Genomic DNA, 20,417 nt, shown 5'->3' on the forward strand with positions numbered 1-20,417 from the left:
TTAATGACTTTATCACAAGAGGCGCCAAGCCGGGCCACGGGGCTGGCGATGTTGGTAGCGCTGATCACCACCAGCTTTGTGACCGTGGTGGTGAACGTGCAGATGTATTCGGCGCGCTGGAAATTTGCGGCGTTTTACCCGGAGAAGGCCGCCGATCGGCCCTCTACGATCAGTGAATCGATTGCCGACCCGCGCATTGGCGAGCCGTTTGCCGATTGGCTTTTGCTGAGTGCGCCGCTGTTGTTTGTGGGGGTCAGTTGTTTGATTGTGTCCACCTGGTGGGCACTCAAGCTTGGCGGGCAGGTGACGCTGAAGATCACGCTGGTGACCTGGATTTTGATCACGCTTCAGGCGATGGCCTCGGTGGGCATGGTGATCCTGAGCCAGTATCGTTTTCCGGATTTTCGCGATCAGCATATGGCGGGCAGCTATCTGTTCTTCTTCTCACAGGCCTTTGTGGTGGTCGCGGGGGAAATCCTGTCGCGGGCCTATGCGGGTTTGGGAGCGGAGGGGCAGGTGGCCGGGCGTATCTGGTCGCCGCGGTTTGCGCGCTGGCGGCGGAGGTTTGTCTGGGTGCCGATTGTGCTTGGGCTGGTGTATTTGTGCCTGTTTCTGGGCAAAGGTTATGCGCCAGAGGCGCTGCGCTATGAGGTCTATTGGGCCTATGTCAGCACCGAGCTGTTCCTGTTGAGTTCGTTCCTGTTTTACATGATGAGCTATGCGCCGGACATGTGGCGCGTGTGGAAGCGCGGCCGTGTGGGTTATTCGTCGCTGGAGGCGTCCTGAGCGCGCAGCATTTGTGTGGCACGGCGGGCGCGTTGTAGCGCGGTGACATGGGCGAGGATGGCAAAACCGGCGAGGCCCCAGAGGATGGCGGTGTCCCCGAGCAGGCCTGCGAGCAGCAGCATGGCACAGAGGTAGATCACGCGCTCCATCCGCTCAAAAAAGTCGGGCCAGTCGGTGTTGGACACGGGCATTTCGATGGCGGTGCGGGCTTTGGCGTAGGAGGTGATGACCGAGCCGGAGAAACAGGCCAGCGCCAGCGGCCAGGCGTCATGCATATGCGCCAGCGTGGCGAGCACAGCGAGTTCTTGGTAGCGGTCGACCATGGCGTCAAAATAGCCGCCTGCTTTGGTGGACATATTGCGGCGACGGGCCACTGCGCCGTCCAGCGCGTCAAAGACAAAGGCCACGATCAAGGTTGCGCCATAAAGGGCGGGGGATTGGTGCCAGAGGTAGGCCAGCGATACGAGAAAAATCAGCACCAGACCAATGAAGGTGACCTGATTGGGCGTCAGGCGGGCTTTGACCAAAGGGGTGGCCATGGCTTCCCACAGCGGGTCGATGGTGGATTTCATCAGGCCATCAATCATGGCGGTGTCCTTCAGGTGTAGCTGCGGATCGCGAGGCGGCGGATCTTGGCAAGTTGTTCGGCGCGGGCGGCGAGTTGGGCAGTGCGTGTTGGGTTGGGCGTGTAGCTGGCGGAGGTGCGGGTCTTGAGCGCGGCGGCGGCGTCGCACACGCTGCCCGCCCAGCCCATCAGCGGCGCGGCCAATGTGGCGGTGCCAAGCATCCCGGCGTGCCGAGCGGAGCAGACGCGGATGTCGCGGTTGAGCGCATCGGCAAGCGTTTGGGCAAACACTGGATCAGAAGCGACGCCGCCGACAATGGAGAGTGGGCCGGAGGTTTGAGCGCCTTTCTCGCGAGAGACTTTGGACATGGCCCAGCGGAGATTGAGCGCAACGCCTTCAATGGCAGCGCGGCGCAGGGCATTTTTGTCGTGGTGCAGGCTCAGGCCATGGAAGGTGCCGCGCAGGGCGGAGTTGTCCACCGGCACACGTTCGCCCGCGAGCCAGGGCAGGAAGAACGGGTCGTCATCCTGTGGCGTGCCGATGTCGGCAAAGCGGGTGTCTTTGGCGCCGTTGCCGGTGAGCTGGCAGATCCAGTCGAGCGCGGAACCGGCGTTTTCCTGGCTGGCGATCAGCAGGGGGCGGTATCCGAGACCGGAGGTGATGGTGGCGTAGGAATGCGCAACAGAAAGGCGGCGGTTGGGGAAGAACCCGGCGATCCAGGCGGAGGTGGCCACGGAGATATGCAGCGCGCCGTCGGCCACTTCGCCGGAGCCTAATGCGGACGCCATGACATCCGAGGTGCCGCCCAAGACTTTGACCGTGGCGTCGAGGCCAAGCTCGGCGGCGGCCTGAGGCGTGAGGGTGCCCACGATGGTGTCGGCTTGGGTGATGGGCGCGAGTTTGGCGCGCTCGATGCCGGTGAGGGCGCAAAGCGCATCGGACCAGCCTTCACGGCCGGTGCGGCTGTCCATGACCCAACTGAGGTTGGCGCTTTCCGGGCTGGTGGTCATCTCTCCGGTGGCGCGGTGCACCAGCCAGTCTTTCACATCCACCATCCAGCGGGTTTTAGCGTAGATCTCTGGCTCCTGCTGCATCACCCAGAGCATTTTGGCGGTCGGGTCCATGCCGTTTTTGGCAGGCGCGCCATTGGCCAGACGCAGCCACTTGAGCAGGCGGGGCAGGTTGTAGCCATGTACCTCGGGGAAGCCGCCGGTCAGGGTTTTGCCCAAAGGGGCGGCGCGTTTGTCGAGCCATGTCAGACAGGGCCGCAGCGGCGTGCCATTTGCGTCGCAACAAACCAACCCGCAGAGTTGCGAGGAAAACACCAGTGCAGCGGCGCGTTTGGACAGGTCCGGCACTTCTTGGCGCAGCGTGGCCAGCGCATGGGCCAGCGCGCCCCACCAATCGTCGGGAGACTGTTCGGCGATGCCACCGGTTTTTAAGACCAGTGGATAGCTTTCGGTGACGCGGGCCAAAACGGAGAGGCTGCTGTCCACCACGCCGACCTTCACGCCGGAGGTGCCAAAGTCGGCTGATATGACCAAATCGCCCTGTGTCACTCAGCGCACCTCAAAAAACAGTCGTCATAAAATAGCGCCTTTCACAGGCAGAAGTCCTGAGTCCGGTGTGACATGAGGCTGGCAAGTTTGGCAAGGGGCGGAACGCCTTAGGTAGGGGCGGCCAGAGCCTGTGCGTATAATTTCACGTATTCGGGGCCAACGGTGGCAACGTCAAATTCCATGGCGTGTTTGCTGGCCCATTTGGTCAGTTGGGCCCGTTTGTCGGGATCATTCGCCAGTTTGACGAGCGTCTGCGCCAGGGCGGCAGCGTCGCCGGGTGGCACCAGAAGGTCGGCGCCTGCGCCGGTCATCACGGTGGCAAAGCCCTCGTTGGCGGCGGCGACCGGCAGGGTGCCTGCGGCCATGGCCTCGATCAGCACAAGGCCAAAGCTTTCGCCATGCAGCGCGGGGGCGGCAAGGACATCCGCAGAGGCGATCAGCGCTCGGGCCTCGGCATCGCCGGGCGGCGGTTGGAAGGTCACGCGGGGCAGGTTGGCCGCTTTGGCGCGCAGGGCGGATTCTTCTTCGCCTGTGCCTGCGATGATCAATTCGGCGTTGGGGACAGCTGCGGTCACGGCGCGCCAAGCGTCCAGCAAAACAGACACGCCTTTGCGGGCTTCCAAGCGGCCCATGTAGACAACGCGGAAGGCCTCGGATGGGGAAGCGGCGTCTCCGGCAGCGCGCCACGCTGACAGGTCGATGGTCGGCGGCAAGATGGCGGGCAGCGGATTGGCACCGGCGGCCTCCCACTGGCGATACGGCGCCATGGAGGGGACCACCACGCGGCTGATCCGGCGGTTGAAGTAATGACCGACGCGGCGCAGGGCGGCGGACATCGGGTCAAAACCCGCGCCTTCTGGCAGAGTGGCGTGGAAGGTGGCGATGCTGGGCAGTTTGAGCGCGCGCCACATCTGCCACGGCAAAAGCGGGGTCCATGGCGTGTGCATGTGCACGACTTCCGCGCCCCAGTCGCGCAGCTCTGCGACAGCGGCTTTGAGTTCGCGGCGGGTGGCGCGGCTGACCTCGAAGCTGGTGCCATGGATCGACCAGGGGCGGGCGGTTCCAACTGTCATCAGACCCTCTTCCGCATGCGCGGGGTCGCCGGGCGGGGCGACGATGCGCATCTCGTGGCCTTGGGTGCGACACCAAGCGGCAAGGTCACGGATATTGCTTTGCACCCCGCCGGGGCGGTCCATGGCATAGGGAGTTAGTTGCACAATCTTCATGGCAGGCTCCGTGTGGTGCGGCGCGGGCGTGGGAGGTAACCGGCTTGATCCAGTTGTAGGAGCACGCCGAGGCCAAGCGCAAAGAGCGCGGGTAGTGTTGCCGCCATAATGGGGGGCACAACGCCATGGATGCCAAGTGCCCAGAAAACTTTGACGGACACCACAGCGAGGTAGCCCACCGTGGCGAGTGCCAGCAGCTTGAAGGGTGACAAGCGGCGGCCTTGGGTGCCGAGGCTGGCGAGGCTCACACCAAGGAAGGCAAAAATGCCGGGCAGAAAGATCGCAACCTTGCGCACGGCGAGCGCGGTGGCGGCGTCTGCGGCCGTGGGCGTGGCCTCAGACGTGTCGGTGGCGGCAATGGTGCGGGCGACATCGTTGGGCAGGTAGTAACCGTCGATGCCGTACCAGCGCAGCTTTTCGGCGGAGATATTCAGCGCGAGGTCAAGTTTGGGTTCCACCTCCGGTGATCCTCGAGTGGTGTCCCAGATGGTCACGTCTTTGAGGGTCCAGACATTTAACAAGCCGCGCGGGGTGGCGGTGTCTGCGTGTAAGACGTGGGTAAGTGCTGGCTGATCGATGCCGCCAAACAACATCAAGTCGCTGAGGTGGGCTTCTGGACCACGGGTGACAGTGGCGCGCAGGGCGCGGGTGTCGGTGAGCATCCATTGCGTGCCCACATCGGTGGTGTGATAGCGATTGCCATAATCGCCGAGATTGGCCGCGACTTGAGCCTTTACGGCGGCGGGGCGCAGCCAGTTTTCGCCGGCTATTTGCACGGTGCCCAACAGCAGGCCAGAGATCAGGAGCGCGGTCAGACGCAGGCTCGGGCTGGCACCAGAGGCGGCAAGCACCACATCGTCCAGCCGTTGGTGGCGCAAGAGGGTCACGACAAAGCCGCCCGCGACGCAGGCCATGGTGAGCAGGCGAGTGACAATGTCGGTGCTGCGGTAGCCCATGTAGGGGAACAAAACCTGCCACAGCGGGCTGTCCGTGGCCTCAGCGCGGGCGCGCACGGTGTCGAGCCACTTGGCGAGATCAATGGTCAGGGCCACGACCAGCAGGATGAACATCATGAAGCCAATGGCGGCGAGATCGCCGCGCACCATGGCGCGCACCGCAATACCTGTGTGCCGTCGCCAGCTCATGTGCGGCCTCGTTGCGGGGTCATCAGCGCCTCGCCGCGCCAGAGCAGATAGGCGAGCGGTGGGCCAAGGTAGAAGGTGAGGGCGAGCAGCAGGAGGGCCGGTGTTGGGATGATGGCGGACCATTCGGCCAACAAGGCGCGGCTGGCCACATCGACGGACATCATCAGTAGCGCGGCCAAGGGCAGGGCGGCATGGCGCCAGGGACCCGCGCCGCCGGCCAGCAAAGCCGCCAGCGCCAACAGCCCGGCCATGGGCACCATCAGCGCGCGGGTCACAAGGCGGATGAGTTGTGCTGGTTCGTTGGAGTTGAGGTCCAGCAGTTGCTCCGCGGCGGTGCGGGCGGTGTCTGGCGTGGGCAGGGCGTCGGCCATTTGAAAGGCAAAGCTGGCTTGGGCGGTTTTGAACCGGTTGAGCGGTTTGGTTTGGTCGCTCGGATAGGGCGCTTCGAGCACGGAGAGCGATTGCAGCGTGATCGTGTGGGTGTCGGCCGGGGCCGGGTCGGTGACCTGCCAGTCCTGCGATTGCGCAACCCGCCAGTTGCCGTTTTGATTTGGCTGAAACACAAACAGCTGGCCGCGAGACTGGGTTGCGTCTTGCGGTGGGGTGGCGATGAAAGTGGTGTCCCGGATGGTTTGCAGGGTGGTGTGATCGCTGCTGGTGTTGATGCGTGACAAAACGTGGTCTTTTTGCAGCTCGGCCAAGGCGAGGCGTTCGCCGTATTTGGCCATCGGCAGCAGAAGCCCGGCGTTCAGAAAGCTGAGCAGCCCGCCACAGGTGCCCAGTAGCAGCACAAAGGCGATCACCCGGCCCCAGTGGATGCCAGCGGTGGCGAGGACCACCAGCTCGCCGCGATTGCGGGCGTCCTGCGTGGCAAAATAGGTGGCGATCAGCAGGCTGATGGCGAGGGCCAAGTCGAGGATCTCAGGTGCCTTGAAGCTGAGCAGATGCAGTACGTCGCGGGCGGTGCCGTCATACCGCAGGGCGTGCTCCATCAGGGTGGTGAAGCTTTCGGCGAGGAAAATCGCCTCGATCACCAGAAGCAGCAGCAACAGGCGCAAGATCAACGGCTTGCCCAACACGCGCACAATCGGCAGCCTTGGCAGGGGCAGCGCAAATTTGCGTGTGTGGGGGCTGTGTTGGCTCATGTGGCGAGTGTCTCTGCCAAGGCGGGGGCTGGCAAGTGTCTCACCACCATTGCGCCACGGTATGCAGCGCGGTGATGCCCGCGCCGGCGGCGATCCAGCTGTCGAGACTGTCCAATAGGCCGCCCTGACGAGGCAGGACTTGCGGGTAGTCTTTCACGCCGGCGATGCGTTTGTGGCGGGAGGCGGCGAGGTCGCCGACCACGGCGAGGATACCGACAAACAGCGCTGTGAGGGCGGTGGGCAAGAGCGGCAGGTCGAGGAAGGCGGCGGTGATCAGGGAGAGGGTCAGCAGGGCGAAGCCGCCGCCGAGAAGACCTTCGACGGTTTTGTTTGGGCTCAGGGTCGGGAAAGCTTTGGTGCGGCCCCACATGGCGCCGAAGAACAGCGCAAAGCTGTCGAAGATTTCCACCATCAGGTAGGTGGCGAGCAGGAGTGCGGCGAGGGCTGGGTCAACGGTGCCGGAGGCCAGCAGGCAGGCGGGTAGGATTGGGAAGACCAGCGATGACGCGACGGCTTTGCGCCGTCCAATGATCAGCCGGGCGAGTGCGATGAAGAACAGGCCCAAGACGGCTAAACCGCCCCATTCAAACACCATGGCGGCAAAGGCCAATGCGCCCGCTGAAAGCCCGAGCGGGAGGGCGGTTTGTTTTGAGGGGAAGCGCACAAAGACAACTTCGTAACTGATGCGGGCCACGATTGCGGGCAGGGCAATCAACAGTGCGGTTTCCCCAAGCCAAAACAGCGCCGTCAGCATGGCAATCAAGGCGACCGCGGTGCCGAGTGTTTTGGCAAACTCCATCGCGTCTTTGCGGCGGGCTGGGATCATTGCGAGCACGGCAATGATGCCAAACCCAAAGGCGTAGATGGCGACAATAGCGGCTGTGACGTGAGGCAGAGTCAGGGCGGTCATTTGGCCTCGTGTTTGCGGATGATCCGCCTCTGATGCCAGCGCAGGATGGGCGAAATCAGGCTGCTGAGACCGTTCAGTAGCAGCATTTGCGGCCCGGGTGTGACCACCGGTTTGCCCGCTTCCATGCCTTTGATCAGCCGGCCAGCCACATCCACTGGCTGCCACAAGCCGCCGCCTTCGGTGATCTCCTGGGTGGCGCTGGGCTTGGTGCGTTTTTCCGCCTCAAGCTGGGGCGTGTCGGTGTCCGGCGGGTAGATCAGCGTCACCGAGATGTTGGTGTTTTCCAACTCCAGATGCAGAATTTCCGCCAACCCGCGCAGGGCAAATTTGGAGGGCGCATAGGCACCATAGCCGTAGATGCCAAAGAAGGCCGCACCCGAGGCGATCAGGCCAAAGCGTCCGCCGCCCGCCGCCGCCATCGGGCCGCGCAGGGTCTCGATGAAGGTGAGCGTGCCAAAATAGTTCACGTCCATATGGCGCTGGTGTTGTTCAAAGCTTTGCTCGCGGAACAGGCCCGGCTCGGCGATGCCCGCGCTGGCAATGGCCATGTCAGGCGGGCCGATTTTGCGCACTGCTGCCTTTAGCGCTTCGACAAAGCTTGCGCGGTTGGCCACATCTACGGCGAAGACTTCAACTTCGATGTCCGGGGCCGCCTCTAGGAGCGCATCGCGGGCGGCCAAAAGTTTGGCAGCATCTCGGGCAAATAGCGCAAGGCTGTAGCCCTTGATTGCCAACTCCCAGGCGGCGGCAAAGCCGATGCCGCTGGAGCCGCCGGTTATGAAGGCGGCGGGCATCAGGCCTCGTCGTTCACAAAGCGCAGGACCACATCATGCGCGTCGGTGTCTTCGATCTGTTCCGGCGGGTGCTTGAACAAGAAGGCAGAGGCTTCGGAAATGGGGCCCGCCAAACCACGATCTTTTGCGATGCGCGCCAAACGGATGGCGACCAGCGCTTCGGCGGCGGCGTTGGGGCTGTCTTCCACATCCAGACGCACTTCGATGTTGGTGCGCGCGCCGCCAAACAGGCGGCCTTCGAGGCGCACATAAGCCACTTTGCGGTCTTTGAGCCACGGCACATAATCGGACGGGCCAATGCGAATGTCGTTCTCATCCAGTCGCTGCTCCATGGCGGATTGCACCGCCTCGGTCTTGCTTTCGCGCTTGTTGGTCAGACGGGCGTTTTCGCTCATGTTGAGGAAGTCGGTGTTGCCGCCCACGTTGAGTTGATAGGTGCGGTCGATCTCCACGCCGCGCATTTCCGCCAGATTGGCCAGGGTGCGGTGCAGGATGGTGGCGCCCATCTGTGCTTTGAAATCATCGCCAAGGATCGGAATGCCTGCGGCGCGGAATTTCTCGGCCCAAACCGGATGGGAGGCGATGAACACGGGGATGCCGTTGACCACCGCCACGCCTGCGGCCAGCGCGCATTCGACGTAAAACTCCACTGCCTGTTGAGAACCCACCGGCAGGAAGATGATCATCACCTCAGCGTTAAGCTCTTTTAATTTGGTGACAATCTCGTCTTTGCTCAGCGGGGGCGCGTCCGACAGGCGGAAGCTGCGGTCAGCCGGATTGGCCAGCATATGCGCCGCCACGCCATCCAGATCGGGGCCGCGCAGCACGGGGGCAGATTGATCCGCCAGATCGGTGTGGAATTGTTCAGTGCAGTTGGGTGCGGCAAAGGCGGCCTCACCCAGAGTTTTGCCAACCTTACGGCTGTCCACGTCAAATCCGGCCACCAGCTCTACGTCGCCTGGCGTATAGCCAGCCAGCTCCGGAAAACTGACCCCCACGGCCTGATCACCCAAGGCCCGGCAGTAGGACACCCCCTGGATCAGCGAGCTGGCGCAGTTGCCAACGCCAACAATGACGGTGCGGATGGGGGAGGAGGCTGTGTCGTGGGTCATTCGGTATAAGCTCCGCCGGAAACGGCAATGGTATGAGTGACATAAAGACCGGTGTGCGGGTCGTTTGTATAGAGGCGCAGGCGCGTGACTTTGGGAAAGAGGCCGCTCTCGTCCACGTCCAGATAGGCGTAGATCAGGCGATACTCACGGTCTTCGATGCGGGCAAACAGCGCGGCTTTGAACGGGGCGGTCTGGCGCAGTTCCAATTGTTGAGATTTGAGCCCGTTGAAAGTCAGGCGCAGCGTTTGTGGGTTGTCTGTGCTTTGAATGCGCACGCCAAAGCCAAAGGCGCGTTCATACCAGCGCAGGGCCATGACCTGGCCTTGTTCCTGAAACCGGCGCCAGTAGACCGCCACCGGCGCGTCGGGGTTCAGGTTGCCGGATTTGTCGAAATGCGCGGTGTAGACCACGGTGTTGGCGTTCAGCGTGCGCTGCAGAAAGAACAGTTGATGCGCGTCAGAGGGAAACCGAAACGCGCGGTTCACATGTGGCAGCTGCGGGGTTTCGCTGCGCGACAGATGGGTGAGCGCGGGTTTGGCTGCTGACGCAGACAGGGGCACCAAAAACGACACAAGGGCCAGCAGGCAGATGCCCGTCATCGCCCGGCACAGGCGCGGCAAAGTCGTGAGTGCGTGCCCGGTCATGTCGTTATTCCGCGCTGAGCCGTTGTCGGGTGGCGGTGGCCGTGGTGTAGGCCGCCGCTACAGCTGCAATCACCCGGTCGATGTCGGCCTCGGAGTGGGCGGCGGAAATGAAGAAGCGGATGCGCGGCATGTCTTTGGGGATGCCGACATGCACCACCGGCGGGGCGTAGATGCCTTGCTGCATCAGAGCTTCGGCAACAAATACACAGTCGTCGGGGGTTTCAAACAGGATGGGGACCACGGCCTCGCCGATGGCGGTGCCGGTGTTCAATCCGGCCTCGGCTGCTTTGCGCATGAAATATTGCGAGTTGGCGCGCAGTTTGGTGACGCGATCGGGTTCGTCGCGCAAAATCCGCAGTGCAGCGTGCGCACTCGCAGTAGTCGCAGGGGGCAGGCCGACGGAGTAGACAAAGCCGGGCAAGCAAAAGCGCATCCATTCAATCACATCGGCATTGGCGGCCACAAACCCACCAGAAGAGGCGAAGCTCTTGGACAGGGTGCCAATGGCAATTTCCACGCGTTTGGGGTCTTCGCCAAAGTGTTCACACAACCCACGGCCGGTTTCTCCCAGCACGCCGTAGGAATGCGCCTCATCCAGCAGCAGCCAGGCGTCATAGGCGTCTTTCATGTCCAGAAGGCGCGGCAGGTCGGTGATGTCGCCGTCCATGGAGAACAGCCCGTCGGTGCAGATCAACACGCGGCCATAATCGGCGCGGTGTTTGTGCAGCAGGCGTTCGAGATCGTCGAGATCATTGTGGGCGTAGGTTTCCATGCGGGCTTTCACGCCGCGGGCACCCACCACAATGGAGTTGTGGGAAAGCTCGTCCACCAGCACCAGATCACGCGGCCCCAGCAGCAGGCCAATAACGGACACGTTGGTGAGGTAGCCGGAGATCACGGAGAGAACACCGCCTACGCCCAGGAAATCCGCCATGTCGTCTTCCAGCGCGCGGTGGGCCAGACGTTCGCCGCCCACAAGGCGTGAGGCCCCCACGCCGGTGCCCTGCGCGTCAATGGCGTCTTTGGCGGCGGCCACAGTATTGGGGTGATGCATCAGGCCGAGATAGTCGTAGTGCGACATCGACAGGTAGCCGTCCGACCACTGGTCTGCGCGGGCTTCCAAAGCGTCGGTGGGAACGAAGTAAGGATGACCATTTTCGATCAAGGCGCGACCACTTAGGCGAAAGCGGCGTTCGGCAAAGGCCAAGAAGCTGGAAGTCTTTGTCGTCATCTATGTCTCCGCAGCGGGGCTGCGCCAATTGCCAAAGGATATGGTTCTAAAATGGATCCAAAGAACACGCGGGCAGTTATATGCTCTTGGTTTAATATGACTGTTTAGTCGCATTCGGTCCAGAACATTGCAAGGCGGGATTGCCTGAGGTGCACCGGAAAGGGGGTGCTTTCTGCGGATGGCGCATAAATCTGAGGCGGATGGCAGGTGGGGGCGGCCTAGATGCTTGCTCCGACAGGGATAATCATGTTGAGTTAACGCAAGGCGCTCCGCCACGTGGTGGATAATAACGAGAGCGTGGCGAGGGAACTTGGTGTGACGGCACTTCTGACGGTTAAAAACCTGAGTATTGGCTTTGGGGGCGATGCCCCTGTGGTCGAGGATGTCAGCTTTACGGTTGAGGCCGGAAAGACCTTGGCGCTTGTGGGCGAAAGTGGCTCTGGCAAGACCTTGAGTTGCCGCTCTGCACTGCGCATTTTGCCGGCGGCGGCGCAGATGCGGTCCGGTTCGATTGTGCTGTGTGATCGCGAGGGGGGGCATCCGGTTGACCTGATGTCGCTCAGCGAAAGGAAGATGCAGGACATTCGCGGCAACCGGATTTCAATGATTTTCCAAGAGCCTATGCGCTCCTTGTCGCCGCTGCACCGGATTGGCAATCAGGTGTCTGAGGCGCTGAAGCTGCATAGAGACTTCAATGCGGCAGAGCGCAAGAAGCGTGTGCTGGCGATGTTTGAGCGGGTGGGGTTTGTTGATCCGGCGCGGGTCTATGAGAGCTATCCGTTTGAGCTGTCCGGCGGGATGCGGCAGCGGGCGATGATTGCCATGGCGATGGTGGGCCGTCCGGATATTCTGATCGCGGATGAGCCGACAACGGCGCTAGACGTGACCACGCAGGCGCAGGTGTTGGGCTTGATCAAAGACCTGCAGGCTGAATATGGCATGGCGGTGGTATTGGTCACGCATGACCTTGGCGTGGTTGCCAATATGGCCGATGACGTGGTTGTGATGAACCGCGGTCGGGTGATGGAAAGTGGCTCTGCGGAGTTGATCCTGGGCGATCCAAAACACCCTTACACCAAAGACCTGATGGCGGCCGCACCGGAGATTCCGGCCACGCCTGCGGATCGTCCAGATGAGGCGGATCGCGATTACATTCTGGAAATGCGCGACGTCAACAAGACCTACATCCTAAAAGGCAGCGCGCCGTGGAAGCCAAAGACAGTGGTGAACGCCGTGCGGGGTGTCGATTTTGGTGTGGAGCGTGGCAAGACTTTGGCGGTTGTGGGCGAGTCTGGGTCGGGCAAAACCACCTGCGCCCGTATGGCGCTGGGCGCGGAGCGCGCGGATGCGGGGGCGTCGATCTTGTTTCGGGAGACCGCAGATTCGGATCCGGTGAACCTGCAGGATTTGGACCGTGACGCGCGGCTGAAGTTTCAGCGCAAGGCGCAGATGGTCTTCCAAGATCCCTACAGCACGCTGAACCCCCGGATGCGCGTAAAAGACGCGCTGTGTGAACCGCTTGAAATTCATGGCATTGGTTCGCCCAGTGATCGGATTGATCGGGCGATCGAGATTCTCAAATGGGTAGGGCTGAACGAAAACATGCTCACCCGCTACCCCCATGCCTTCTCCGGTGGCCAGCGGCAGCGCTTGTCGATTGCTCGCGCGCTGATGCTCAACCCGATTTTGCTGGTCTGTGACGAACCAACATCTGCGTTGGATGTATCCGTGCAGGAACAAGTGTTGCAGCTGTTGGAAGATATTCGCGACCGGTTGAACCTGAGCTATTTGTTCATCAGCCACGACCTTGCCGTGGTGGCGCGGATTGCGGATGAGGTGGCGGTGATGCGCTCTGGTCTGGTGGTCGAGCAAGGCCCGCCGGAGCAGTTGTTCTACAATCCGAAACATCCTTACACCAAGGCGCTGATCGCGGCGCAGCCTGAGCCGGATATCTCCCGGCCCATCGACCTCAAAATTGTGGCGCAGGGGGCGGGTGAACCGTCGTCTTGGCCCGAAGAATTCAGATTTGTCGGCGCGGATGCCCCTCCGCTGACCGAGACCGACCCCGGACATAAGGTGCGTGCCCATGTTTAAAACTCCGATCCTTGCAGCGGCTTTTGCCGTCTTCGGCCTGAGCGCGGCACAAGCCGAGTATCAGGAGAGCGCCTTCTGGAAATCCGATGTGGATGCAGGCAGCCTGCCCCCGGTGGCAGAGCGTGTACCTGAGGCGCCCAAAACTGTGGACTTAAAACTGAGGAACCGCGAGCTGGGGCAGCAGGGCGGCACCCTGCGCACCATGGTCACGCGTTCCAAAGACGTGCGTCAGATGGTGGTCTATGGCTATGCCCGTCTGGTGGGGTTCAACGAACGCTATGAGCTGGTCGCCGATATTCTCAAGAGCATTGAGAATGAGGACGACAAGAAATTCACCATGCATCTGCGCCCGGGGCATAAGTGGTCGGATGGGCATCCGTTCACCTCTGAGGATTTCCGCTACTGGTGGGAAGATGTGGCCAATAACGAGCTGTTGTCCCCCTCCGGTCCGGTTGATTTCCTGCGGGTCGAAGGCGAGTTGCCCAAGGTCAGCTTCCCAGATGCATACACAGTTATCTATGAGTGGTCCAAGCCCAACCCGCAGTTTTTGCAGATGCTGGCAGAGGCGCGGCCCCCGTTTATCTACCGCCCGTCGCACTACCTGAAGCCCTACCATGCGGCTTACACAGACGAGGAAGAGCTGCGCGAGCGCTTGTATGAGGCGCGGGTGCGCAGCTGGGCGGCGCTGCACAACCGCCAAGACAACATGTATAAGTTCGACAATCCGGATCTGCCGACGTTGCAGCCCTGGATGATGGCGACCAAAGACGGCAAAAGCCGGTTCCTGTTTGTGCGCAACCCTTACTATCACCGCGTCGATGCCAATGGTGTGCAGCTGCCCTATATCGACGTGATCGAAATGCAGGTGGTGGCACCGGGGCTTGTCGCGGCCAAGGCCAATGCAGGGGAAGTTGACCTGCAGGCGCGGGGGCTGGATTTCAAAGATGCGGCGATCCTGAAAAAGGGCGAGGCGTCGGGTGGCTATCAGACCAAGCTGTGGGGCAATGGCACCGCCAGCCAGATCGCGATTTACCCGAACCTGAACTACAATGACGACGGCTGGCGCGAGATCATGCGCGACGTGCGTTTCCGCCGTGCGCTGTCCTTGGCGATCAACCGCAAGACCATCAACAAAGGTTTGTATTTTGGTCTCGCCAAGCCCGGTGGCATGACGGTTCTGCCGGTTAGCCCGTTCTTCAAAGAAGAGAACCGTGACGCCTGGGCGATCCGAGATCTGGAAATGGCCAACGCGCTGCTTGATGAAATGGGCATGGACAAGCGCGACAAAGATGGCTTCCGCCTGCTGCCCGATGGCCGCCCGGCCTGGGTGGTGATTGAGACCGCGGGTGAGCGTCAGGAAGTGGAGAACGCGCTGCAGATCATCACCGACAACTGGGCCGAGATTGGCGTGAAGCTGATCATGCGTCCGCTGGAGCGTGATATCCTGCGCAACCGGGTCTATGCCGGGGAAACCATGGCCTCTACCTGGTTTGGTTGGGACAATGGTTTGCCTCAGCCCTATACCTCGCCAGCCTATCTGGCGCCTTGGGATCAGGCGTTTCAGGCTTGGCCAAAGTGGGGGCAGTATCACCAAAACCACGGCGCCGTGGGCGAGCCACCCGATTTGCCAGCGGCGATTGAGCTCAATGATTTGGCCCATCAGTGGACCAAGGCCTATTCCTCGGTGGATCGTGGGCTGATCTGGCAGAAGATGGTGGATATTCACGCCGACAACGTCTTTGCCATTGGCATTCTGAACGGCGCGCCGCAGCCGGTTGTGGTGAACAACAACCTGCGCAATGTGCCGGAGAAAGCCATCTGGGCTTGGTCGCCAGGCGCGCATTTCGGGGTGCATCGCCCTGATGAATTTTTCTTCGCAGAATAGGAGCGCAGAATGGCTCTGCTGCGGTTTGCAGTTTTCCGGTTCCTGACCATGCTGGCGACCCTCGCGGTGGTGTCGGTGCTGGTGTTTTTGATCATCACCCTGCCGCCGGGGGACTATCTGTCCAACCAGATCAACGAGCTGCGGGCCACGGGCCAATCAGCGGGGATCGCCAAGGCAGAATTCCTGCGGGCGGAGTATTCGCTCGATCAGCCGCTGTGGAAGCAATACCTGATCTGGGCCGGGTTTATGCCGGGACCCCATGGGTTTGCTGGGCTGTTGCAGGGTGAATTTGGCTGGTCGTTTGAGTTTGACAAGCCGGTGGCGGATCTTGTCGGCGGGGCGTTGTGGATGACCGTGTTGGTCAATCTCGCGGCGGTGCTGTTTATCTATGCGGTGGCCTTGCCATTGGGCATTCTGGCGGCGGCGAAGTCGAAAACCTGGGTGGATTATACCTCGGCCTTTGTGGGCTATTTGGGTCTGGCGACGCCAAACTTCCTGCTGGCGTTGATCCTGTTTTACTACGGTAACCGCTATCTCAACCTGCCGATTGGGGGCCTGATGGACCCGCAATACGAGGGGCAGCCGATGAGCTTTGACAAGATGAAGTCGGTGCTCATTCACCTGATCATTCCAACCTTTGTGATCGGCACTTCGGGCGCGGCGGCGATGATGCAGCGGTTGCGCGCGAACCTTCTGGACGAGCTGGGCAAGCCCTATGTGGAGACCGCCCGCGCCAAGGGCATGAGCGAGCCGCGTATGTTGACCAAATACCCGCTGCGGGTGGCGTTTAACCCCTTTGTCGCGGACATTGGCACGCTGTTGCCGTCTTTGGTGTCGGGCTCGGTTCTGGTGTCGGTGGTGCTGGGTTTGCAGACCATTGGGCCGCTGTTGCTCTCCGCTCTGAAGTCGCAAGACCTGTTCCTCTCGGCCTTTGTGCTGATGTTTGTGGCGCTGCTGACGTTGATTGGTACGCTGATTTCTGACCTGTTGCTCGCGCTACTCGATCCGCGCATTCGATTTGGAGGGCGGGAGCGATGACCATGCAACCGGATGGCCGGTACGTCGATCAGGCGCCGTATGATCCCGAAGCCGCCGCCGAGGCGCGCAGCGCAGAGCTGGACATGTCCAATGCGCGGCTATTGTGGCTGCGGTTTAAGCAACACAAGCTCGGTTTGGTTTCGGCCATTTTCCTGCTGCTGTCCTACCTGTCGCTGCCTTTTGCCGGGTTCATTGCGCCGTATTCGCCCAATGAGCGGCTCGAAGACTACATCTACGCCCCGCCGCAGGGCATGCATTTCTTCCACGAAGGCAAGTTCATCGGGCCGCATGTCTATCCGACAACGGCAGAGATGGATCTGGAGAGCTTCAGTTGGAAATACGTGCCGGACACCAGCAGTCCGGCGATGCTGGAATTTTTCTGCGAAGGCTCTGACTACAAGCTTGCGGGCTTGATCCCCTCCAACACCCATTTGTTCTGTGCCCCCGAGGGCGCGACAATGTTCCTGTTTGGCGCGGACCGGCTGGGGCGGGATGTGTTCTCGCGTATTCTCTATGGCGCGCAGCTGTCGTTGACCGTGGGTCTGGTGGGGATCACCGTGTCCTTTGTGATTGGCATCGTGCTTGGGTCTATTGCGGGCTATTTCGGCGGCTTCCTCGATTGGATCATCAACCGTGTGATCGAAGTGCTGCGCAGCCTGCCGGAATTGCCTTTGTGGCTGGCGTTGTCAGCGGCGGTGCCGTCCCATTGGGGGCCAGTGTCGGTGTTTTTCATCATCTCGATCATTCTTGGGATATTGGATTGGCCTGGATTGGCCCGTGCCGTGCGCTCCAAATTCCTCAGCCTGCGCGAAGAGGAGTTTGTGAAAGCGGCGGAGATGATGGGGGCGAAACCCAGCCGCGTGATCAAGAAACATCTGCTGCCCAACTTCCTCAGCCACCTGATTGCCAGCGCAACCCTGTCGATCCCGGCGATGATTTTGGGGGAAACCGCCCTGTCCTTCCTTGGGCTGGGCTTGCGGGCTCCGGCGGTGAGCTGGGGTGTGATGCTGAACGACGCACAGAACCTGGCCTCCATCGAGATCTACCCGTGGACGGCGATCCCGATGCTGCCAATTGTGATTGTGGTGCTGGCGTTCAACTTCTTTGGCGACGGCTTGCGCGACGCGATGGACCCGAACCGGAGCTAAGGCTGCGGTTCGGCACTTTTGAAAACGCTGAAATTTAGTGACAGGCGGAGAACACCGGGTGTGGCGCGCCGGTGCCGAGTGTTTTGCGTGTGCCTTCAAACGCGGCGCGGGCTGAGTTGATCAGCGACTGCTCCGCTCGGTTCCACTTTGCAGTGGCTTTCGGTGCAAGTTGGAGTGGCTTGGGCGCGTCCAGTTGCGGGGTTGGCTCAACACGCTCCGGAGTCGCGGCGACTTGGGCCGCTTTCCAGGCTTTGGCCGCTTTGCGCGCCATGGCGTCACGTTGCCGGCGCCATGCCTGACATTCCGCAGCTTGGCGTGCGGTGCGTGGGCGACGACGGAAGCGCGGCTTAGGTGCAGGCTCTGCGTTTTTGCGCGCAATATGGTGTGCCACAGCGTCATAAGCGGCGTTGATCTCGCTCATGCGGCGTGCGGCTTCTTCCGGATCGGTTTTGGCCAAGTCAGGATGGTAGCGCCGTGCCAGTCTGCGCCACGCGGCCCGCATCTCCTTTTCGGAGGCATTGGGTGTGACCTGCAGGAGGTCGTAAGCGTATGCGAGATCATGTGCCATGGGATGAGTGTGGGCCTTTGAGCTTCATTCATCAAGTATTTGGCTAAAATTCTAAGTATCTTCTTAAGTAGGCGTTTAGGAGTATGCCGCATTTGGTTAACGCTGGTGCCAAAGAAAGCCAGTGACAAAGAAAAAGGGCACGTGTTTGCCACACGTGCCCCGTATTCTGTTTCGACCGTAAGGCCCGCGCTTACCGGTCATCCCCGCCAGCGGGACCACCTTCCATGGCGTCTTCATCCATCGCCGCTTCCACAGCACCCACAACAGCTTCGCGCTGTTTTGGGGTGAGGTCTTCGGCATTGGCGTCATCGGCAATGCGCACGGTGACTTCGCGGTGGGCAAATTTGATGCCTTCACGCTCAAACAGCTCTCGGATCTCTTGATAGACCCGCTTACGCACCAGCCATTGGTCGCCCGGTTTTGTCATGAACTTCACCCGGATGATCATGGCACTGTCCTGCATCTCCACCACGCCCTGGGATTTCAGAGGTTGGATGAAGTTGTGTCCAATCACCGGATCGTCGAGCAGCTCGATGCCAAGCTTTTTCACCAGCTTGCGCACCCGTTCCACGTCGGTGTCATAGGTCACACGCAGCTTGAGCTTCATGATTACCCAATCACGGGAATAGTTGGTGAGATATTGGATTTCGCCAAACGGGATTGTGTGCAGCGGGCCAAGGTGGTGGCGCAGCTGGAAGGAGCGCACGGAGATTTTCTCTACGGTGCCTTTCACCGAGCCGATGTCGATGTATTCGCCTTTGCGGAAGGCGTCATCAAACAGGAAGAAGGCGCCGGAGAAGATGTCGCGCACCAGAGATTGCGCGCCAAAGCCCACGGCCAAGCCCACGACACCAGCACCGGCAAACAGCGGGCTGACGTTCACGCCCATTTCCATCAGCACTATCAGGATAATGGTGACGAGGATCACCAGCAGGACAAAGTTGCGGAACAGCGGCAGCAAAGTTGCCAGACGGGAGGCGCTTGCGCCGCCGCCTTCATCGCCCAGCTCTGCCTCTTCAGACGGGTCGGGTTGTTCCTCGCGGATGCGGTTGTCGATCCAGATGCGGAAGGCGTGGAAACCGATGTAGCCGAGGAAAAGGATGACAATCACGTCGAGGAACCGCCCGCCGGGCATGTTCTCGTCCATGATGTTGTCGGCGTTGAAGATGTAGAGCGCTGCATAAAGCCCTGCGACCAGCGCCAGCACGCCGGAAATTCGCCGCGCCAGCTCTTCAAAGGTGTTCATCTGACGGTGATCGATGAAGTTTTCCAGTTGGAACAGTTCCGCTTCCTGCTGCTCGGAAAGCTGGCCTTCGTCTTCGGCCTCGTCGCGCAGGGCGTCCGCCGCATCGTTCATTTCCTTCACAGCGCGGTTGCGCTCAAAGTAGCGTTCGATGCCGAAGTTGATGGTGGCATAGACCACCAGCACGGCGGTGAGGATCATATAGGCGCCCGCGATCAGGGGGATTTCGGTCTCGTTGCCGAGGATCAGATCCCAGGACATGCGCGCCCAGCCGTAGATCACATAGACAATGAAGATCGGTGCCCAGAAGGTGCTGGCCCAGCGGGTGGCCAGCGGGACGCGATCCGCCTCGCGGCCATTGCGGATGGCGTAAGAGATGGCGCGGTAGTTGGCAAACACCAGCGCGATGTTGCCAAGGGCAAAGAGGGTGGACAGGATCAGAGTGTTGACCGCGTAGATGTTATAGACGAGGCCAAGTTCGCTCAGCCATTCGCCAAAAATCATCGTGGTGACATCGACCACACCTAGGCCTGTGACCCAGTAATGCAGCTTTTTGGCGTCATGGGTGGAGAAGGCCGGAATTCGGTATTGCGGCAGGTAGGGCGACAGGATCATACGCCAGATCAGAGCGATCATGCGGGCCAATGCGTAGGCGGCAAAGATCGACGCATTGGTGAAGCGCACGGCGGTGTCATCAGAGGTGCCAAAAATAAGCAGGCCAACCAAGGCGGCAAAGGCCATGCTGACAAAGACGCCGATTATGCCGCCCACCAATCGCACCGTCAGGAAAGGCAGCTTTTGAGTGTAACCTTCCGGGTTTTCCTTGATCAAGGGAACCACAAACCGCGCGGCGATGCGTCGGCCATAGACTTGGCGTTCAAAAATCACCCCAACGCCCAAAAGCAACAGGGTGATCACCAGTTGCTTGGCAAAAAACAGGATGCTGCCATCCGGGCTGGAGGCGCGCAGGATGAAGAGCACCTCGTTGATCGCGACAGGAAGGTGCTGAATGCGGTCTTGAAGGACTTTGTTGAAGCCTTCCCACTCCCATTGCAGGCGCATCACCGAAGTCATGTTGGTGGTCTCGTTGATCTCCTCAGAGGCTTCGGTCGCTTCCTCTGGCGTGACCGGATTGCCATTGCCATCCAGAATGATGACGGTCATGCCGCTTTCGCTGGCCTGCTGTACAAGTTGGGTGATCGCGTCGGTGGCAGGGGCGTCATCCGCGTCCTGCGCCTGGGCGGCGGCCAAAGGCAAAAAGAGACATACCGAGAGAACGGCAAGCAGAAGTCGGATCATGGGGTGGTCTTTCCTGTCGTCTTG

The 20,417-nt window shown here is 61.0% G+C and carries 17 protein-coding genes; 5 read left to right on the top strand and 12 right to left on the bottom strand.

Annotated features, from left to right (window positions below; all coding sequences use genetic code 11):
• Positions 1-3 precede the first annotated feature (3 nt).
• On the top strand, positions 4-786 hold the full coding sequence (locus SIB92_RS16625; protein ID WP_412553085.1) for a hypothetical protein: 783 nt from the start codon (positions 4-6) through the stop codon (positions 784-786).
• Here SIB92_RS16625 and SIB92_RS16630 read toward each other — a convergent pair.
• The 10 genes from SIB92_RS16630 to SIB92_RS16675 form a co-directional block, all read right to left on the bottom strand.
• The gene (locus tag SIB92_RS16630; protein ID WP_412553086.1) at positions 762-1,373 is read right to left on the bottom strand and encodes a CDP-alcohol phosphatidyltransferase family protein; all 612 of its coding nucleotides are present in this window, start codon (positions 1,371-1,373) and stop codon (positions 762-764) included. The genes SIB92_RS16625 and SIB92_RS16630 overlap by 25 nt on opposite strands.
• Positions 1,374-1,384: 11 nt before the next feature.
• Positions 1,385-2,911: a xylulokinase gene (locus tag SIB92_RS16635; protein ID WP_412553087.1), complete on the bottom strand. Its 1,527-nt coding sequence runs from the start codon at positions 2,909-2,911 to the stop codon at positions 1,385-1,387.
• A 107-nt stretch (positions 2,912-3,018) separates the two neighbouring features.
• A complete protein-coding gene (locus SIB92_RS16640; protein ID WP_412553088.1) occupies positions 3,019-4,137 on the bottom strand; it encodes a glycosyltransferase family 4 protein in 1,119 nt (372 codons plus the stop codon).
• Positions 4,134-5,282, bottom strand: coding sequence for an LptF/LptG family permease (locus tag SIB92_RS16645; protein ID WP_412553089.1), 1,149 nt, complete (start codon positions 5,280-5,282; stop codon positions 4,134-4,136). Before SIB92_RS16645 ends, SIB92_RS16640 begins: the two co-directional genes overlap by 4 nt.
• Positions 5,279-6,427 carry an LptF/LptG family permease gene (locus SIB92_RS16650; protein WP_412553090.1) on the bottom strand — a complete coding sequence of 383 codons (1,149 nt, stop codon included), beginning with the start codon at positions 6,425-6,427 and terminating at the stop codon, positions 5,279-5,281. The genes SIB92_RS16645 and SIB92_RS16650 overlap by 4 nt, the downstream gene beginning before the upstream one ends.
• A gap of 40 nt (positions 6,428-6,467) precedes the next feature.
• Positions 6,468-7,337 (bottom strand): phosphatidate cytidylyltransferase, encoded by an 870-nt coding sequence (locus SIB92_RS16655; protein WP_412553091.1) that lies wholly within the window; start codon positions 7,335-7,337, stop codon positions 6,468-6,470.
• Positions 7,334-8,131, bottom strand: coding sequence for an SDR family oxidoreductase (locus SIB92_RS16660; RefSeq protein WP_412553092.1), 798 nt, complete (start codon positions 8,129-8,131; stop codon positions 7,334-7,336). Before SIB92_RS16660 ends, SIB92_RS16655 begins: the two co-directional genes overlap by 4 nt.
• Positions 8,131-9,243, bottom strand: coding sequence for an inositol-3-phosphate synthase (locus SIB92_RS16665; RefSeq protein WP_412553093.1), 1,113 nt, complete (start codon positions 9,241-9,243; stop codon positions 8,131-8,133). Before SIB92_RS16665 ends, SIB92_RS16660 begins: the two co-directional genes overlap by 1 nt.
• Positions 9,240-9,887: a DUF4833 domain-containing protein gene (locus SIB92_RS16670; RefSeq protein WP_412553094.1), complete on the bottom strand. Its 648-nt coding sequence runs from the start codon at positions 9,885-9,887 to the stop codon at positions 9,240-9,242. The genes SIB92_RS16665 and SIB92_RS16670 overlap by 4 nt, the downstream gene beginning before the upstream one ends.
• A gap of 4 nt (positions 9,888-9,891) precedes the next feature.
• Complete coding sequence (locus SIB92_RS16675) at positions 9,892-11,118, bottom strand: aminotransferase class I/II-fold pyridoxal phosphate-dependent enzyme (RefSeq protein WP_412553095.1); 1,227 nt, start codon at positions 11,116-11,118, stop codon at positions 9,892-9,894.
• Between the two features lie 315 nt (positions 11,119-11,433).
• On the opposite strand from SIB92_RS16675, the gene SIB92_RS16680 reads away from it, so the two are divergent.
• The 4 genes from SIB92_RS16680 to SIB92_RS16695 are packed head-to-tail and all read left to right on the top strand — an operon-like array spanning position 11,434 to position 17,283.
• A complete protein-coding gene (locus SIB92_RS16680) occupies positions 11,434-13,212 on the top strand; it encodes a dipeptide ABC transporter ATP-binding protein (RefSeq protein WP_412553096.1) in 1,779 nt (592 codons plus the stop codon).
• Entirely contained in the window at positions 13,205-15,097 is a 1,893-nt protein-coding gene (locus SIB92_RS16685; protein ID WP_412553097.1) for an ABC transporter substrate-binding protein, read from the top strand. Before SIB92_RS16680 ends, SIB92_RS16685 begins: the two co-directional genes overlap by 8 nt.
• Positions 15,098-15,106: 9 nt before the next feature.
• Positions 15,107-16,135 (top strand): ABC transporter permease, encoded by a 1,029-nt coding sequence (locus SIB92_RS16690; RefSeq protein ID WP_168590753.1) that lies wholly within the window; start codon positions 15,107-15,109, stop codon positions 16,133-16,135.
• Entirely contained in the window at positions 16,132-17,283 is a 1,152-nt protein-coding gene (locus SIB92_RS16695; protein ID WP_294116660.1) for an ABC transporter permease, read from the top strand. Before SIB92_RS16690 ends, SIB92_RS16695 begins: the two co-directional genes overlap by 4 nt.
• 34 nt (positions 17,284-17,317) lie before the next feature.
• Here SIB92_RS16695 and SIB92_RS16700 read toward each other — a convergent pair whose 3' ends face one another.
• Both SIB92_RS16700 and SIB92_RS16705 read right to left on the bottom strand, forming a co-directional pair.
• Entirely contained in the window at positions 17,318-17,851 is a 534-nt protein-coding gene (locus SIB92_RS16700; protein ID WP_412553098.1) for a J domain-containing protein, read from the bottom strand.
• A 190-nt stretch (positions 17,852-18,041) separates the two neighbouring features.
• Entirely contained in the window at positions 18,042-20,393 is a 2,352-nt protein-coding gene (locus SIB92_RS16705; RefSeq protein ID WP_412553099.1) for a mechanosensitive ion channel domain-containing protein, read from the bottom strand.
• Between the last annotated feature and the right edge of the window lie 24 nt (positions 20,394-20,417).

The sequence above is a fragment of the Shimia sp. MIT1388 genome (assembly GCF_047124445.1).
In the GTDB taxonomy this organism is placed as follows: Bacteria; Pseudomonadota; Alphaproteobacteria; order Rhodobacterales; family Rhodobacteraceae; genus Shimia.

What these genes read in the sequence shown, in the direction of transcription:
- SIB92_RS16625 (WP_412553085.1), top strand. Translation starts at nt 4, where the DNA reads ATGACTTTATCACAAGAGGCGCCAAGCCGGGCCACGGGGCTGGCGATG.
- SIB92_RS16685 (WP_412553097.1), top strand. Translation starts at nt 13,205, where the DNA reads ATGTTTAAAACTCCGATCCTTGCAGCGGCTTTTGCCGTCTTCGGCCTG.
- SIB92_RS16670 (WP_412553094.1), bottom strand. Translation starts at nt 9,887, where the DNA reads ATGACCGGGCACGCACTCACGACTTTGCCGCGCCTGTGCCGGGCGATG.
- SIB92_RS16665 (WP_412553093.1), bottom strand. Translation starts at nt 9,243, where the DNA reads ATGACCCACGACACAGCCTCCTCCCCCATCCGCACCGTCATTGTTGGC.
- SIB92_RS16645 (WP_412553089.1), bottom strand. Translation starts at nt 5,282, where the DNA reads ATGAGCTGGCGACGGCACACAGGTATTGCGGTGCGCGCCATGGTGCGC.
- SIB92_RS16705 (WP_412553099.1), bottom strand. Translation starts at nt 20,393, where the DNA reads ATGATCCGACTTCTGCTTGCCGTTCTCTCGGTATGTCTCTTTTTGCCT.
- SIB92_RS16630 (WP_412553086.1), bottom strand. Translation starts at nt 1,373, where the DNA reads ATGATTGATGGCCTGATGAAATCCACCATCGACCCGCTGTGGGAAGCC.
- SIB92_RS16675 (WP_412553095.1), bottom strand. Translation starts at nt 11,118, where the DNA reads ATGACGACAAAGACTTCCAGCTTCTTGGCCTTTGCCGAACGCCGCTTT.
- SIB92_RS16660 (WP_412553092.1), bottom strand. Translation starts at nt 8,131, where the DNA reads ATGCCCGCCGCCTTCATAACCGGCGGCTCCAGCGGCATCGGCTTTGCC.
- SIB92_RS16650 (WP_412553090.1), bottom strand. Translation starts at nt 6,427, where the DNA reads ATGAGCCAACACAGCCCCCACACACGCAAATTTGCGCTGCCCCTGCCA.
- SIB92_RS16700 (WP_412553098.1), bottom strand. Translation starts at nt 17,851, where the DNA reads ATGGCACATGATCTCGCATACGCTTACGACCTCCTGCAGGTCACACCC.
- SIB92_RS16655 (WP_412553091.1), bottom strand. Translation starts at nt 7,337, where the DNA reads ATGACCGCCCTGACTCTGCCTCACGTCACAGCCGCTATTGTCGCCATC.
- SIB92_RS16690 (WP_168590753.1), top strand. Translation starts at nt 15,107, where the DNA reads ATGGCTCTGCTGCGGTTTGCAGTTTTCCGGTTCCTGACCATGCTGGCG.
- SIB92_RS16640 (WP_412553088.1), bottom strand. Translation starts at nt 4,137, where the DNA reads ATGAAGATTGTGCAACTAACTCCCTATGCCATGGACCGCCCCGGCGGG.
- SIB92_RS16695 (WP_294116660.1), top strand. Translation starts at nt 16,132, where the DNA reads ATGACCATGCAACCGGATGGCCGGTACGTCGATCAGGCGCCGTATGAT.